The 16135-nt window shown below is 72.9% G+C and carries 10 protein-coding genes; all 10 read left to right on the plus strand.

Going from position 1 to position 16135, the window contains the following annotated elements; genetic code table 11:
* The first annotated feature begins 160 nt into the window (after nucleotides 1-160).
* Nucleotides 161-1297 (plus strand): site-2 protease family protein, encoded by a 1137-nt coding sequence (locus tag ACIPXC_RS01540; RefSeq protein ID WP_401612165.1) that lies wholly within the window; start codon nucleotides 161-163, stop codon nucleotides 1295-1297.
* A gap of 136 nt (nucleotides 1298-1433) precedes the next feature.
* Nucleotides 1434-2795: a hemolysin family protein gene (locus ACIPXC_RS01545; protein WP_401612168.1), complete on the plus strand. Its 1362-nt coding sequence runs from the start codon at nucleotides 1434-1436 to the stop codon at nucleotides 2793-2795.
* A gap of 298 nt (nucleotides 2796-3093) precedes the next feature.
* Nucleotides 3094-3336: a DUF2180 family protein gene (locus tag ACIPXC_RS01550; RefSeq protein ID WP_401612169.1), complete on the plus strand. Its 243-nt coding sequence runs from the start codon at nucleotides 3094-3096 to the stop codon at nucleotides 3334-3336.
* 329 nt (nucleotides 3337-3665) lie between these two features.
* Nucleotides 3666-5240 (plus strand): TIGR02677 family protein, encoded by a 1575-nt coding sequence (locus tag ACIPXC_RS01555; RefSeq protein ID WP_401612171.1) that lies wholly within the window; start codon nucleotides 3666-3668, stop codon nucleotides 5238-5240.
* Nucleotides 5237-6481 carry a TIGR02678 family protein gene (locus ACIPXC_RS01560; protein WP_401612173.1) on the plus strand — a complete coding sequence of 415 codons (1245 nt, stop codon included), beginning with the start codon at nucleotides 5237-5239 and terminating at the stop codon, nucleotides 6479-6481. Before ACIPXC_RS01555 ends, ACIPXC_RS01560 begins: the two co-directional genes overlap by 4 nt.
* The gene (locus ACIPXC_RS01565) at nucleotides 6478-10653 is read left to right on the plus strand and encodes a TIGR02680 family protein (RefSeq protein ID WP_401612175.1); all 4176 of its coding nucleotides are present in this window, start codon (nucleotides 6478-6480) and stop codon (nucleotides 10651-10653) included. The genes ACIPXC_RS01560 and ACIPXC_RS01565 overlap by 4 nt, the downstream gene beginning before the upstream one ends.
* Entirely contained in the window at nucleotides 10650-11966 is a 1317-nt protein-coding gene (locus tag ACIPXC_RS01570) for a TIGR02679 family protein (protein ID WP_401612177.1), read from the plus strand. The genes ACIPXC_RS01565 and ACIPXC_RS01570 overlap by 4 nt, the downstream gene beginning before the upstream one ends.
* 564 nt (nucleotides 11967-12530) lie before the next feature.
* Complete coding sequence (locus ACIPXC_RS01575; RefSeq protein WP_401612179.1) at nucleotides 12531-13316, plus strand: hypothetical protein; 786 nt, start codon at nucleotides 12531-12533, stop codon at nucleotides 13314-13316.
* A gap of 38 nt (nucleotides 13317-13354) precedes the next feature.
* Nucleotides 13355-13546, plus strand: coding sequence for a hypothetical protein (locus tag ACIPXC_RS01580; protein WP_401612181.1), 192 nt, complete (start codon nucleotides 13355-13357; stop codon nucleotides 13544-13546).
* A gap of 191 nt (nucleotides 13547-13737) precedes the next feature.
* The gene (locus ACIPXC_RS01585) at nucleotides 13738-16059 is read left to right on the plus strand and encodes a DUF2786 domain-containing protein (protein WP_401612184.1); all 2322 of its coding nucleotides are present in this window, start codon (nucleotides 13738-13740) and stop codon (nucleotides 16057-16059) included.
* The last annotated feature ends 76 nt before the right edge of the window (nucleotides 16060-16135 follow it).

The raw sequence follows: 16135 nt of genomic DNA on the forward strand, positions 1-16135 counted from the left end.
GCCCGGTACGGGTGCCGACGCCGACGCCTGCGCCGACGCCTGCGCCTGCGCACGGTGCGCGGGCCGTCGCGGCGGGATTCCCCGACGACTGCCGGTCGGGCCACTGCATGAGTCCGCCGATCGTGGAAATCCGCCAGAGGGGAGGGTGGAGGTGACTGCCATGAAGCCGACGTTCTCCCTGGGCAGGATCGCCGGGGCACGGGTCGGTGTGCACTGGAGCGCCATCGTCATCATCGTGGTGATCGGGATGTTCCTCGCCGTCCGGCTGCCCGCCGCCCATCCCGGCCGGCCGGATTGGCAGTACGCGATCACCGCACTGGCCGCAGCGGTGCTGTTGCTGCTGTCCCTGCTCGCCCATGAGCTGAGTCACGCCGTCGTGGCCCGGCGCAACGGCGTCCCGGTCGACGACATCACGCTGTGGCTCCTGGGCGGCATGGCCCGGCTGAGAGGCGAGGCGCCCACGCCCGGCGCCGAGGCGCGCATAGCGGGAGTCGGGCTCGTGGTGAGCCTGCTGTCGGGCCTTGTGTTCGCCTTCCTGAGCGGCGTCGTGGCCGCCGGGTTCGGAGCGGGGCTGGTGGCGGAGGGCCTGGCCTGGCTGGCCGGGATCAACATCCTGTTGGCCGTCTTCAACGCGCTGCCCGCGGCACCGCTCGACGGTGGGCGGCTGCTGAGAGCGCTGGTGTGGCGCCGGACCGGTGACCGGCTGCGGGCCACGGCCGTGGCGACGGGCGCCGGCCGGTTGCTTGGCTGGGCCCTGGTCGCCGTCGGCCTGCTGCTGCTCCTCCGAGGGGTTCCCCTGAGCGGGGTGTGGCTCGTCGTCATCGGCTGGTTCCTCGTCGCCGTCGCCAGCGCGGAAGGGGGCCAGGCGAAGCTGGAGGAACTGCTGAGCGGCGTGACCGTCGGAGAGGTGATGGGGCGGGATCCCGTCACCGTCCCCGCCACGGTCACCGTCGGTGACTTCCTGGCCGCGCCGGAGTTCCGCTTCCGCCACTCCGCGTTCCCCGTCGTGGACGGCGATCGCCGCCCGGTGGGCCTGTTGAGCGTGAAGGCCGCCGCGCGCATGCCGGAGGACCGCCACGACACGCCGGTCGCCGCGGCCATGGTGCCGATCGAGGACGTACCCACCCCGCGCCCCGGCGATCCGCTCACGGACGTTCTGCCCGCGCTCCAGAGCAGCCCCGCACACCGCGCGGTGGTCGTGGCCGACGGTGCGGTCGTCGGCGTGGTCACCAGCTCCGACGTCAGCAGGGTGACATCATGGCTCGCCTCTGCCGGATGGCGGAAGCGGGCCCTCTGAGTCCGGCCGCGTGACCGACCCCGTAGCAGCGGGGGGTGCGCGGGACCGCAGGAGAACGCGGCCGGGCTGACCGCTACAGCAGGAGCAGGAGCAGGAGCAGGAGCAGGAGCAGGAGCAGGAGCCGGAGACCGAGGCCGTGGACGGACACTGGTGGGACCTCGCGCTCATCACCGCTCTCATCGTCCTCAACGCACTCTTCGCGGGTACCGAGATCGCTTTGGTGTCCCTGCGCGAGAGCCAGCTGCGCAGGCTGCGCCGGAGAGGAGGGGCCGCGGCGGCCCGCCTCGTCCGGCTGACGGACGATCCCAACCGCTATCTCGCCACAATCCAGATCGGCATCACCCTGGCGGGCTTCCTCGCCTCGGCCACCGCCGCCGTCTCCCTCGCGGAGCCCCTCGTACCGCTCCTGGGCTTCGCGGGGCAGGCCGCCGCGCCGCTCGCCGTGGCCCTGGTGACCGCCCTGCTCGCCTTCGTCACCCTGGTCGTCGGAGAGCTGGCACCCAAACGGCTGGCGATGCAGTTCCCGCAGCGCTGGTCCCTCCTGGCCGCCACGCCCCTGAACATCCTGGCGACGTTGTCTCGTCCCATCGTCTGGGCCCTCAGCCGTGCGACGAACCTCGTGGTCAGAGTGCTGGGAGGCGATCCGAAAGCAGGCAAGGAGCCCCCCACGCCGGAGGAGCTGCGTGACATGGTGGTGAGCCACCGGGGACTCACCCCCGAGCAGCGCACCATCATCTCCAGCGCCCTGGAGATCCACGAACGCACCCTGCGCGGGGCACTGGTGCCCCGCCGGGCGGTCTTCACCCTGTCCGCGGAGGTGCCGGCGGCCAGGGCCCGTACCGAGCTCGCCCGTGCGGGGCACTCCCGGGCGCCCGTCGTCGCGGCAGCCGGCTTCGAGGAGGTGGTCGGCGTGGTCCACATCAAGGACGTGACCATCAGCGATGACGAGACTCCCGTGGGCGAGCTGGCTCGCCCGGCCACGGTATTCACGGAGTTCATGAAGGTCGCCCAGGCACTGCGGCGCTTCCAGCAGGACAGGGAGCAGTTCGCCCTCGTCACCGACGAACACGGCTCCGTCGAGGGCATCGTCACCCTCGAAGACCTGCTGGAAGAGATCGTCGGAGAGATTTACGACGAGACCGATCGCGACGTCCCCGGCGTGGCCCCGCAGCCGGACGGCTCCTGGCTGGTACCGGGCGCGTTCCCGGTCCACGACCTGCCCGACCTCGGGATCGATCCCTCCGACCTGCCGGAATCCTCCCCGTACACCACGGTTGCCGGCTTGATCCTGCACGACCTGGGACGGCTTCCCGACCCGGGTGCGGGCGTCCAGGTCGGCCGTTGGCGCCTCGATGTCACCGCGGTCGAGCGCGGCGCCGTCGAGGAGGTGCGGATCCGGCGGGCCGACGGCCCGCGCACCCGCCGCGCCGAGGGTGCGCCGCAGGACGGCGGGCCGTCGGCACCCCGTGACGCAGACACCTCCGGCGACGCAGGGTAGTCGTGGGCAGCCGGCTCATCCGACACCGCCGCGGCCATCGGCCCTCGACGTGTAAGACGTGTAAGCGGGGCGCGCCCGGGCAGGCGCCGATGCGGGGAGGCGGGCAAGCGCACGGAGCGGAGGGCGGATCGTGGAGTGGTGGCTGTGGCCGATCCTGGCGGTCGTCGTCCACGCGGTGATCTGCATCCCGGCCCCTGTGATGCAGGCATGCCGCCGCGGAGGAAGGGCCGTCGTCGGGGGCCGGCCGGATCCGATCCGGCCGACTGAGACCGGCTGATCGGTGGGCGCGGCGTCCGGGATGTGCGAAGGAGTGGATCACGTGAACTGCTACGAGTGCACGAGCGGATCGGGTACGACCCGCGCGGCCGTCGCGGTCTGCCGAGAGTGCGGCGTGGGGTTGTGCGCCGGCCACCTGCGAGTCGAGAGGCACGAGATGCTCCGACCCGCGGGCCTTGGCAAGACCACGACGGACGTCCCGGCTCGCAGGGTCGTCTGCCCCGTCTGCGCCACGGCGGAGGCCACCGTACCGGGGCCCGTCTGACCCCGTGCCCGCCGATGCCGACGCGCCGGGACCGGGTGCTCGGTCGCGCAACGTCACCGTCCGAGGAATCCGGTTCGCCCGGCGGGAGCGTCCTGGCCGGTCCGGCAGCGCCGGGTGTCCGGCCCCTGGCCCCCGGCCCCCGGCCCCCGGCGCCCGGCGCCCGGCGCCCCCGGGGCCGGGCCGTGGCGGCCGTCCCAGGTCGTCCCGGGTCGTGCCACCCCGGTGGGTGCCGGTCGGGCAGCGTTGTGGCATGGTCATGAACGGTGCGAATCGGTCAAGTGCTTTCGTCCCTGCCGGTCATGGTCGCAGTACGGGGAGAATGGCGGACGATGGACACCACTTCCTCCCGGTCGGGCGGCCCGCCGGACCGCTACGGGCCGTTCGCGCACCTCACCGCCCCGAACGTGCTGCTCTACCGCGCGGTGATGCACACCTTCCTGGTCGCCAAGGAGCGGTTCGCCGTGCACCTGCGCCCCGAGGAGGTGCACACCGGGCTGCCCGGCGGCGTACGGCCCGCCGAGCTGGAGGGGGTCATCGGCGCCCTGGACAAGCTGGTCGAGTGGGGCAACCTGCGGGCCGACCCGGACACCGGCCGGGTCACCGCCGTCGAGGACTTCTACCGCAAACGCTTCATCTACCAGCTGACGAAGGAGGGCGAGTCAGCCGAGCAGGCACTGTCGGCGTACGACGAAGCGCTGGGGCGGCGGGGTGCGCTGCAAGCCGTCGCACTGCACGACATCGTCACGCAACTGCGGGCCCTGCTCGTGCTGGCGGCCGAGGAGGCGCCGGATCCGGCCAAGACGCATCTGGCGCTCGACGCCCTCGCCAGCCGCTTCGCCGCGCTCGCCGACAACGCGCGGGCCTTCATGGGCTCCCTCCAGCGGACCATCGACCTCCACGACGTGGGCGAGGACGTCTTCCTCGCCTACAAGGACCAGCTCATCCAGTACCTGGAACGCTTCATTCAGGACCTGATCACCCTCGGCGGACGCATCGCCCGACTGATCCTGGAGCTGGAGGACGACAGCCGGATCCAGCCCCTGCTCCGGGCCGCCGCCGCCCGCGAGGCGGCCGACGCCACCCCGCAGGAAGCCGCGCACGCCGAGCGGGCCGCGTACGGGCGGTGGTCCGGCCGGTGGGCCGGACTCGGTGCCTGGTTCCTCAGCCGGGACGGCCGGGAGTCGCAGGCACGGCTGCTCCGCGGCAGAGCCCTGGGTGCGATCCCGCAACTCCTGGCCGTCGTACGGTCGCTGAACGAGCGCCGGGCCGGGCGCTCCGACCGGTCCGCCGACTTCCGCACCCTCGCCCAGTGGTTCGCCGAGGCACCCGACGACGACGCCCGACACCGGCTGTGGCGGACCGCCTTCGGGCTGTACCCGGCACGACACCTCTCGGTGGATGCCGAGACGCTGGCAGCCAGGCTCGCGCACCCGGAACCCGCCGCCACCCCGTGGGCGGACGCCGCGCCGCTGCACATCAGCCCTCAGCTGCGCCGTACCGGCAGCTACGAGCGGCGCGGCAAGCCCCGCAAGGTGGAGGACCGGCAGGCGGCGCGCCGGCTGCTCGCCGAGACCGCCGCCAGGCAGGCCGCCGAGATCGAGGCCGCCCGGGCCCGGCTCGCCACCGGCGGCACCACCAGACTGTCCGGGCTCGGCGAACTCGACCCCGTCAGCTTCCGGATGTTCCTCCAGCTCCTCGGCGACGCACTGGCCACCTGGCGGCCCGGTATGACGGAGACCGTGGCCACCAGCAACGACGGATCCATGGAGATCCGGCTCACCGCCGCCGCCGACGGGACCACCGCCGAGGTCCGCACACCCGACGGGGTGTTCCGCGGACCCGACCACACCATCGAGATCGTCGACCTCACCGGAGGCCGCGTGCAGGGGAGCGAAGGACCGTGACCACTCCGCTCGCCGAAGTGCTGGACGGGCAGCACGCCGCCGAACTGCGCAAGGCCGCCCGAGCCCTCCTCAAACACCCCCTGCTGCTCGCGCACGGTGCACAGGCCGACGAGTTCCGTCTCGTCCGACGGCACGCCTCTGAGCTGCGGGAATGGTTCGACCGCAACACCGGCTGGTCCCTCCAGGCCGACGCCGACACGGCCAGGCTCGGCAAGACCCCGGCGCGTCTGGACGACGCCACCCACCCGGCTCGCGACGCCACGCGGAGCGCCGCCCCGTTCACGCGCCGCCGGTACGTCCTCCTGTGTCTCGCCCTCGCCGCCCTCGAACGGGGCGAGGCACAGATCGCGCTGGGCCGGCTCGCCGATCAGGTGGTCCTGGACGCCGCCGACCCCCGGCTCGCCGCCGCGGGGATCCACTTCACCCTGGACCGCCGGGAGGAGCGACTCGACCTGGCGGCCGTCGTACGACTCCTGCTCGGCCTCGGAGTCCTGCGCCGGGTCGCCGGCGACGAGGACGCGTACGTCAGCGGAGCCGGCGACGTCCTGTACGACGTCGAACGGCGCGTGCTCGCCGGACTGCTCGCGACCCGCAGGGGCCCCTCGACGGTCAGGGCCGAGTCGATGGAGGAGCGGTTGGCCGAGCTGACCGCCGAGACGGCCCTCGACAGCGACGAACTGCGCTTCCGCGCGATGCGCCGGGCACTGACCCGCCGGCTTCTCGACGACCCCGTGCTCTACTACGACGAACTCACCGATGCCGAACTGGCCTACCTCACCCGTCAGCGGGGCTTCCTCACCGCCCGGATCACCGAACTGACGGGGCTGGTGGCCGAGGTCCGGGCCGAGGGCATCGCCATGGTCGACCCCGACGACGACCTGACCGACATCCGCATGCCGGAATCGGGGACCCACGGCCACGTCACCCTCCTGCTCGCCGAACACCTGGCGGCGGCCGGGGGCTTCGTCACCACGGCCGCCCTGGAACACCGGGTGGCGGACCTGTCCTCGGAGCACGGCGGCTTCTGGTCCAAGTCCGCGCGGGAGCCGGGCGCCGAGCGGGAACTCGTGGAACAGGCCCTCGCCCGGCTCTCCGCCCTGGACCTGGTCTCCCGTACCCCCGGCGGCGTCCAGCCCCGCCCGGCACTCGCCCGGTACGCCGTCGGGGCGACCAGAGTCATCGAACCCGGCACGGCGGGTTCCGCCGCGGTGCCCGCCCAGCGAAAGGCCAACCGGCGTTGAACTCCCGTACCGGGCTCCCGGCCCCCGCACGCTCCCGCTGGCAGCCCCTGCGGATGGGGCTCGTCGACCTCTTCCACTACGACGTGGAGGAATTCCACTTCCGTGACGGCAGGCTCCTGCTCCGCGGGAACAACGGCACCGGCAAGTCCAAGGTGCTCGCCCTGACCCTGCCCTTCCTCCTCGACGGGGACCTCAGCGCCCGCCGCGTCGAACCGGACGGCGACACGGGCAAGCGGATGGAGTGGAACCTCCTCCTCGGCGGCGAGCACCCCCACCCCGAACGGCTCGGCTACACCTGGGTGGAGTTCGGCCGCCGCGACGAAGCCGACGGGGAGGAACACTTCCGTACGCTCGTCTGCGGGCTCAAGGCCGTCAGCGGACGCGGAATCGCCCGCCACTGGTGGGCGGTGACCGCACAGCGGATCGACCACGCACCGGCCGGGCAGCGGGCACCGGGATCTCTCAGTCTCCTCGACGCCACCGGCACGGTCCTGTCCCGGGACCGGCTCATCGAGGCGGTCGCCGGACAGGGGATGGTCCACGACCAGGCCAAGGCGTACCGCCGCGCCGTGGACGAGGCCCTGTTCGGGCTCGGCGAGCAGCGCTACGGAGCCCTGGTGGACCTCCTCATCCAACTGCGCCAGCCGCAGCTGTCCAAACGTCCGAACGAGGCCGCCCTCTCCCGCGCCCTCACCGAGGCGCTGCCGCCCATGGACCGGGCCGTCATCGCGGACGTCGCGGAAGCCTTCCGGTCACTGGACGAGGAGAAGGAGGAACTGCGCGCCGCCGGGGCGGCCGAGCACGCGGCCTCCGCGTTCCTGGACCACTACCGGCGCTACGCGCGCATCGCCTCAAGGCGTCGGGCACGTCTCCCGAGGACCGAGCACTCCAGGTACGAGCAGCTCCTGCGCGACCTGGCCGTGGCACAGGCGGAGAAGAGCGAGGCCGAAGGCGAGCGCGAGGCGGCCGCCGACCGGATCGGCGAGCTGGCCGGAACACAGGCGAGGCTGGAGGCCACGGACGCCGCCCTGCGTGAGGGCCCGGAGATGCGCAGCGCCCGTGAGCTGGAGCGAGCGGCGCAGACCTCGGAGCGGTCCGCGCAGGCCCACGACCGGGCACGCGAGGACCAGGAGGAGGCCGACGCCCTGCACGCGCGGGCCCTCACCCGCCTCGGGAGCGCCGGGAACCGGCTCCGGGCGGCGGACGAGCGGGCCCTGCAGACGCTGCGCGGCGCACGGGAAGCAGCCGCCGGGGCCCGGCTGGAGGTACCCGGGGACGAGGACCTGACGCCGGCCGAGCTGAGGGCGGCCGTGACGGAGGCGACCGACCGCCGCCGCCGAACCCTCGCGCACATGGAGGACCTGGTGGACCGGGCCGACGCGGCGGAGGCCGAGCGCCGGAGCGCGGTACTGCGGCTCGACGAGGCGGAAGCCGACCTGGCACTGGCCGGCGAGGCCCGGGACGCCGCCGACGAGGCGGTGACGGCCGAGGGGCGCGCCCTGGTCGACGCCGTCCGTGAGCACGCCGGCCGGTGCACGGAACTGGCCTACCCCGACCCGACGGGCCTGCTGGACGAGCTCCAGGAATGGGTCCGGCACCAGGACGGCCCCCACCCCGCCCGGCGGCACGCCTCGTTGGCGCATGGCGTGACGGCGGGCCTGCTCGCCGGGCGGACGGCGCAGCTGGCGCAGCGCCGGGCGGACCTGGCGGCCCGCACCGGTGAGGCCGAGGAGGAGCTCGCAGCCCTGGAGTCCGGCGGCGGACGCGGCCCCGCGGCACCGCCCACCCGGACGCCCGGTCTTCGCGACCGGATCGCCGGTGCCCCCCTGTGGCGGCTGGTCGACTTCCGGGAGCAGGTCGGGGACCGTGACCGAGCCGGGCTGGAAGCGGCCCTGGAGGCGGCCGGACTGCTGGACGCGTGGGTGCGTCCCGGCGGCGAGCTCCTGGCGGCGGACGGCCACGACGTCCTCCTCGAACCGGCGCGCGGTCCCGTCGACGGACCGTCGCTCGCCGATGTCCTGCGCCCGGCGGTGGACCACGGCGACGCCCGGTCCGCCGCCGTGGGCGAAGCGGAGGTCTCCCGCCTGCTCGCGACGATCGGTCTCGGCGCGGTCGGCGGTCTCGGCGGGGTCGGCGCGGACGCGCCTTCGGACGGGGGAGCACCGGATGCCGTGCGAGGCCCGCGGCCGGCGGGGGACACCTGGGCCGCGGCCGACGGAACCTACCGCGTCGGCGCCCTCACCGGCCGCTGGGCGAAGCGGGCCGCCGAGTACATCGGCGAAGGGGCGCGGGAGGCCGCGCGCCGCGTCCGCGTCGACGCGCTGCGTGCCGAGCTGGACCTCCTGCGCAAGGAGTCGGCGTCGGTCGCGAGCGAGGCGCAGGAGCTGACCGACCGCCACCGTACGCTGGATGCCGAACTCGCCTCACTGCCTGACGAGACTGCTCTGACCCGGTCCCACGCCCGTGCCGCGGCCGCCGCCGAGACCGGCCGCCGGGCCGCGGCCCGGCGTGACGACCGGTCCGCCGATGTGCTGGCCGCGGCCGAGCAGGTCGAGCTGGCGAACGCCGGTCTGCACGAGACCGCGGCCGATCTGGGACTGCCCGCGGACCGGTCCGCCCTGGACGGCGTACGGCAGGCCCTCGGCGAGCTCGCCGCCGCGCTGGCCGCCCTCTGGCCGGCGCTGCGCGAGCGGTCGGAGGCCTCCGGGCAGGTGGAGGGGGAACAGCAGGAAGCCGCCCGGGCCGCGGCGCGTTCCACCGCACTCGGCCTGCGCACACAGGACGCCGCACGGGAGGCGGCGGCCGCCGGCGAGCGGCTGGCCACCCTGCGCTCGACCGTGGGAACCGCCGTGGCCGAGCTGGACCGCAGGCTCGCCGAGACCGCACAGGCCCTTCGCGCGTGTGCGGCCGAACAGCGGGTGGCCCAGGACCGCCGCACGCAGGCGGACGGTCGGGCCAACCGGGCCCAGGGCCGGATCGAGCAGCTGGAGAAGGACGTTGCCGGTGCTGCCGCCGCGCGCTCCGAGGCCATTGCCGCGCTTCAGCGTTTCGCGACCACCGGCCTCATCGCGGTCGCACTCCCCGAGCTCGCCGTACCGGCGACGGGAGACGAACCGTGGGCGGCCACCCCGGCCATCGCGCTGTCCCGTGCCCTGGAATCGGAACTGGCGGCCACCGACGACTCGGACGGCGCCTGGGAGCGGGTGCAACGGCGCCTGAGCGAGGAGCTCAAGACACTTCAGGACGCGCTGTCCCGCCACGGTCACACGGCCTCCGCGCGGATGGTCGAGGACGGCATGGTCGTCGACATCGTGTACCAGGGCCGTGAGCGCGCCGTACCCGAGCTCGCCGAGGCGCTGGCCGTGGAGGTCGGCGAACTCACCCGCATCCTGTCCGCGCACGAACGGGAGATCCTGGAGACCCACCTCATCACCGAGGTCGCGGGCACGCTCCAGGAGCTCATCGGGGCCGCGGAGCGCAAGGTGCTGGCCATGAACGCGGAGCTGGAGGAACGGCCCACTTCGACCGGCATGAAGTTGCGCCTGGTGTGGCGGGCCTCCCGCAAGGCTCCGGCGGGCCTCGCCCACGCCCGGGGGCGGCTGCTCCAGACCGCCGACGCCTGGACTCCCCAGGACCGGGCCGCAGTCGGGGAGTTCCTGCAGACGCAGATCGCCCGCCAGCAGACCGAGGACGCGGCGGGTAGCTGGACGGACCACCTCACCACCGCTCTGGACTACCGTGCGTGGCACGAGTTCGCGGTCGAACGCAGGCAGCACGGCCGCTGGGTGCCCGCCACGGGACCGGCCTCCGGTGGCGAGCGCGTGCTCGCCGTGTCCGTACCGCTGTTCGCCGCCGCCTCCTCGCACTACGCGAGCGCGGGCAGCCCCCACGCACCCCGGCTCGTCACCCTCGACGAGGCCTTCGCAGGGGTTGACGACGACTCCCGAGCCAAGTGCCTGGGGCTCCTGCACGCCTTCGACCTGGACGTGGTCATGACCAGCGAGCGGGAATGGGCCTGCTATCCGCAGGTGCCGGGCATCGCCATCGCCCAGCTTTCCCGTGTCGACGAGGTGGCGGCCGTCCTGGTCACCCGATGGGAGTGGGACGGCACGGCCCGCACGCGCCGCGAGGACCCGGTGCGGCCGGTGGATCCGGAGCCCTTGTGGGCGTGAGCGGGCCGCCGGTGGACGAGGAACGCCTGCGCCGCCTCCTGGGCGGCGCGGACCTGGCCTGGCTCGTGGAGCGGGTACGCCGACGGCTGGAGCGCGGGCAGCCCCTCACCGGGGCTGTATCGCTGGCGACCCCGAGCCCGGCCCAGCGGGCGGCGGCCGAGGGCCTGCTGGGCCGGACACCCCGTGCCGGCAGGGCACTGACGGTCCGGCTCGACGCCGTGGACGCCGTGCTGGTCGGATCAGGTGTCAGCCCGGGAGGCCTGCAGGCGGCCGTGACGGCCCTCACCGGTCGGGTCGTTCCGCTCGACGAGGTCCGTCGGAGCGAGGAGCATGCCTGGGAGGAGGCGTACGCCGCTCTGGCCCTGCTGGCCGAGGACCTTCCCCGGTACGCCGCCTGGGCCGCTCGGGTCCGTCACGACGGATTCGTGCGCCGTCTCGCCCGCACCCCCCTCGCAGCCCGTCAGCTGCTGGAGCAGACCAGCCGCGTGCTGCGGGAACTGCCCGTCGCCCCGGCACGGTCGCTGTCGGTGTTCGCCGCGGAGGTTCTGGGCAGTGCCCACGCACTCGACGACGGCACGCCGGTGGCCACCCTCGCCCTTTCCGGCGCCCGCGCCCTGACCGGCCACCCCGAGGGAGCGGGAGCGGCATGGCGGCGGGCCGCGTGGGCTTCCGTCGGCCTGCTCCGGGACGATGTCTCCTCCACGGTGCTCACCCTCAACCTCCGCGGGACTCCGGCCCTGGACTGGATGGCCGACGGGGGCGAGCCCTGTGTCCTCACCCTCCGGCAGCTCGCCCACCGTCCGCCGCCTACGGCACCGCCCGTGGTGCACCTCTGTGAGAATCCCGCGGTTCTGTCGGCCGCGGCGGACGTCCACGGACCGGATGCCCGACCGCTGGTCTGTCTCCAGGGCCAGCCCTCGGCCGCCGCTCTCACCCTGTTGAAGCACCTGCACGCGAAGGGTGCCTCGTACCGCTACCACGGCGACTTCGACTGGGGTGGTCTGCGTATCGCCACGACGCTGATGCAGCACGTGCCGTGGCGCCCCTGGCGCTACACGGCGGACGACTACCGGGAAGGCGTGGCCGCGACCGGGGCCGGCTCCCGGCCGCTCTCCGGCAGTCCGGTCCCGTCGCCGTGGGACCCGGATCTGGCGCGCGCCCTGGCAGAACACGGGACGCGCCTGGAGGAGGAGGCGGTACTCGACGTGCTGCTGGCGGACCTTGAGGGAGGAGCAGCCGCATCCGGCTGCGACGCCCGTTGGACCCCCAGTCCCGGGACCGGCCTGCTGGGAGAGCCGATCGACCGCCTCTGACCAGCGACTCTCGTCTGACCAGGCCTGCGCGACGTGGCGCCGATGACCCGCCATGTCGAGTGCGGCGCGATCCTTGAGCCCGCCGGAGAAGGGTGCCTGACCTCGCGCTTCTTCGTGTGTGCGTGACGGGCGACATCTGACGCACGTCACGCGCGTCCGGCGTGCGAGCGGTGTGGTTACTGATGGCTGTCATGCACGGTCCGTGACCGCCGGGTGCTCGGCCCCAGCCGAGGCGGGGCCGTCTTTGCATGCGCGGGGGTGCGGCTGGTTCTCGGCCAAAAAGAGGCCGAGAACATCCCCTTTTTCGTTCGAGTTGCGCTGGAACCGCTTGTTCGGAGAAGCGATCCGGATGTCGGTCGACGTGCAAACAAGACGCATCCCAAGCAGTGTTGAGAGATCGTCAGATCGCATCCTTCCGTTTCTTGCTGCGGCGCATATCGGAAGAGGAGCGCATCTCGGCTGCTCTCCCGCTTGATAGCGTGATGTCGCCGGCTGACCACCGGCTTGCATTCGGCCATCGACATGGGGGAGGGCGACACTCACAACGGCGGAAAGAGCGCGGCTGTGAAGGTCCAGCTGGGTTCGGAGCTCACGAAAATCACCTCGACCAGGTTGTGGTGGCTGCTGCTCCTGGTCATGTGCGCGCTGACCACGGGGTTCGGTACGTTCCTCGTCTACGCCGCCCTCCATGCCCCGGCCAGTCCGCTGCGCCTCGATTCCCCGGACAAGATCGTTCTTCTGTACAACCTGCCCGTCGGGATCGCCTACGTGTTCCCGTTGGCGCTCGGGGTCATCGTGGTCACCCAGGAGTACAACAGCCGTACGATCGTGCCCGCCCTGCTCGGAGAGCCGAGAAAGCACCTGGTGCTCGGTGCCAAGCTGCTGACCGGCTCGGGCGTGGCGTTCGTCTACGGAGTGGTCTCGGTGGGACTCTCCGCCGCTGTCACGGCCGGGATGCTCTCCGCTCAGGGCATCGCCCCCCATCTGGCGGACTCCCGGGTCGTGGGCGCACTCCTCGGCAGCGTCGCCGTCCTCACGCTGTGGGGGACGATCGGCGTCGCCATCGGCGCACTGGTGCGCAATCAGGTGGTTGCCATCGTCGGGATCCTCCTGGTCACCCGGTTCCTCGAACCGATGGCACGGATGGGGGCAGCGCGCGCCGGCCACCCGCAGCTCGGCTCCTGCCTTCCGGGTGGGGCGGGAGACGCGGCCAGCGGGGGAACCGTCGTCGACGCCGCGGCCGGCGTGGACCCGTCTGCGCCACTGCTGGGCTTCCTGGTGCTGGGCGCCTACACCGTGATCCTCGCCGTGCTCGGACAGATCCATTTCACCCGATACGAAACGTCCTGAACGCTCGGCCAGCTCATTCAACACAAAGGAGAAGACACATGACCAAGAGCCGTATCCAGATGAAGGCCCGCGGTGAGGGACCGATGTGGGCGGCGGCAGCCGTATGTCTGCTCGCTGCCGCTGTCGCACCGCTGTTCGGTGACAGCCTCACCGCCACCATGGTCCCCTGCGGAGGTGCGGTGAGCATCATCGGCGGCATCGCATGGCTCCGCAGCAATCAGGCTTCGTAGTGCCGCCCCACCGCCGACCGCTACGGCGTGCCGCACACCGGGCCCGAAGGCATCCCGGTGCAAGGAATTCAGCAGCACTTCGAGTCGTCGGCGGCCTGGTTGCCGGTGTGCTCGTGGCGGGGTGTGATCGCCTGCACCCTTCTTCCTAGGATGATCTCTCGCATGAGGGTGGGGATTCGGGGAGGAAGCACATGACGTACAGCCGCACGGACGGGCTCTCGGCGGTCGAGTTCCGGCAGGCGCGCAAGGAGTGGCTCGACGGCAGGGTCCAGGACCTCGCCGACGCGCTGGAGACGGCCGCCCCGGATCTGTACGAGCTGCTGCCGACGGATCTGGGAGAGCTCCGCCTGGTGGCGGCGGTCACCGCGGTCAGGGTCGCCGCGGACGAGGCGCGCACCCAGCCCGTGGCGGAGACCGTTCGCTGGCTCGAGCGCCTGATTCCCGGCGGGCACCGCCATGACCTGGCGGGAGCGACCCGAGCCCTGCGTTCGCGGCTCGCGACCGGTGGCGAGCAGGCCCTCTGGTCCTGGAACGCCGCGGCTTGGGAGGAGCTGGCCCTCTGGTGGTGGCGACGGCACCAGACGGCCACCGGTGATCCCGAACAGGACTTCACCGAGTGGCGCTCGCGCTGGTCGGCGGAGGTTCCCCGGAGCGGGGACATCGACGAGCCCGAGCAGGCCCCGCGACGGCATGGCCGTGCGCTCCTCACGCCCGCCGAGTTCTTCGACGCGGAACCCGAGCCGCTGAGGCTCCTGGCTCACGCAGTGCTCAGGTCGCCCCGCATGCTCGCTGCCGTGGAGGATGCCGTCCTGCTGCGCGAGGAACACCTCCAGGGCGCGGGGCACCTGAGGTGGCTGGCCGAACAGCAGGCCTGCGTCGACCGGCTCGAAGCGTGGCGCAGAACGCAGCAGGAGACCGGGTCCGAGGCCACACGGGCCTTCCTGGCGGAACTGTCCGAAGCCGTCAAGCGCTACGCCACGCTGGTGCTGCAGCCCGTCGTACGGGCCCTGTCGGCCGGCGAGCGTGCGCTCCTGGACGGCAGTCGGCCCGGCTCGCACCGCACTGCCGTCGACTACCTGGACGTGTTCCTGGACTGGCAGCTGCAGCCCGACGCCGATGCCTGGCACGACGAGGTACCCGGCGCGGACGTGGCACGGCAGGCCCGTGAGCGCCGCCGGCGGGGCGAAGCGACCTGGCAGGGCATGCGGGGCTCCGTGCCCGTCTGGTACCACATCGTCGCGTCCCCGCAGGAGAAGGCGGCCGCGCTCGCCTACTCGGGCCGGCCGTCGGCCTCCGTCGTCCGCGTCCGGACCGGCGACGACGACATGACGGTTCCCGGCCTCTCCCTGTTCGAGGGACTGTTCGGCGAGGCGGACGAGTCGGCGGACTGGTATCCCGATCCCGGCATTGACGTTCCGTACGGTCCGGACAGCGCCCTCGACCTCTGCGCGCTTCTCGCGCTGACGCAACTCGGCCATGCACGGCTGGAGTTCCTTACCGTGCACCCGGACGGAACAGTGCGCACCCTCCGGGCCGTCCGCGCCTTCGTACGTGAGGACGATGCCCAGGCCTACCGGCGCTGGGCCCTGGCCGCGCTGGCGAAGGTGGCTCCCGACCCGGAGGACCTTGCCGACCTCATGGCACGGGACGAGGAGGAGGAAGAGCAAGAGGAAGCGGGCGAGTCGAGCGAGACCGGCGGTCCGCAGGACGCCGACGCGCAAGCCGTTCCCGACGGGTCTCCTTCCGCCGGGCGCCGCACCACGGGTGGCAGTCTTCCGTCCGAGCTGCTCGGCAAGGTGAAGGCCCTGCTGCGCAAGGCGGAGGACGGGGCCTCCACGGAGGAGGAAGCCCGCGCCTTCCTCGCCAAGGCCACGGAGCTCATGGCGAAGTACGGCATCCAGCAGGCCATGCTCGACGACCTGGAGGCACCCACCGGGCCCTTGGACAAGGTTGTCGAGGTCCACCCGCCCTATGCCATGGAGATGCGGCGGCTGCTCAGCTGGATCGCCGGGGCCATGCGCTGCCGGTCGGTTTACCCCGGGGGCAAGGTGAACCGCCTGCGGGTCCACCTCTTCGGTTTCGAGACCGACGTCCAGGCGAGCGAGGTCCTGTTCGCCAGCCTGCGGCTGCAGATGCTGGTCGGAGCGGACCGCGCCGACCGCCTGTACCGGCCGCCAGGGGAGGACGCGCGGGCCTACAAGCGCTCGTGGATGCTCGGGTTCATCCGTGAGGTGACCGACCGGGTCACGGCCGCACAGGAGACGGCACGGGCGGCCGCGCAGGACGAGCAGGAGGGCGCCGCAAGCGCGGGACGCAGCGTGGCCCTGGTCCTCGCGGACCGGTCGACCGTGGTGGACGCCCGCATGAACGACCGGTACCCCACGCTGGGCAAGAGCCGGCCCACGAAGTTCAAGGGAACGGGGTACCGGCAGGGGCGCGTCGACGGCCGACGCGCCGACATCGGCGGGCAGAGCGTCGTTCCCGACGCCCGTACCGGGGAGCTCGTCGGCTGAGCGTGCGGCGACGGACGGCGAGGTGGCGCCTGCTGGGCGCTCCTCGCCGTCCGTTGCCGGCCTCGGGATGAGGTGT

Source organism: Streptomyces sp. NPDC090021, assembly GCF_044748225.1.
In the GTDB taxonomy this organism is placed as follows: Bacteria; Actinomycetota; Actinomycetes; order Streptomycetales; family Streptomycetaceae; genus Streptomyces.

Excerpts from the sequence above, each read along its gene's own strand:
- ACIPXC_RS01540 (WP_401612165.1), top strand. The coding sequence starts at position 161 with ATGAAGCCGACGTTCTCCCTGGGCAGGATCGCCGGGGCACGGGTCGGT.
- ACIPXC_RS01550 (WP_401612169.1), top strand. The coding sequence starts at position 3,094 with ATGTGCGAAGGAGTGGATCACGTGAACTGCTACGAGTGCACGAGCGGA.
- ACIPXC_RS01555 (WP_401612171.1), top strand. The coding sequence starts at position 3,666 with ATGGACACCACTTCCTCCCGGTCGGGCGGCCCGCCGGACCGCTACGGG.
- ACIPXC_RS01580 (WP_401612181.1), top strand. The coding sequence starts at position 13,355 with ATGACCAAGAGCCGTATCCAGATGAAGGCCCGCGGTGAGGGACCGATG.
- ACIPXC_RS01585 (WP_401612184.1), top strand. The coding sequence starts at position 13,738 with ATGACGTACAGCCGCACGGACGGGCTCTCGGCGGTCGAGTTCCGGCAG.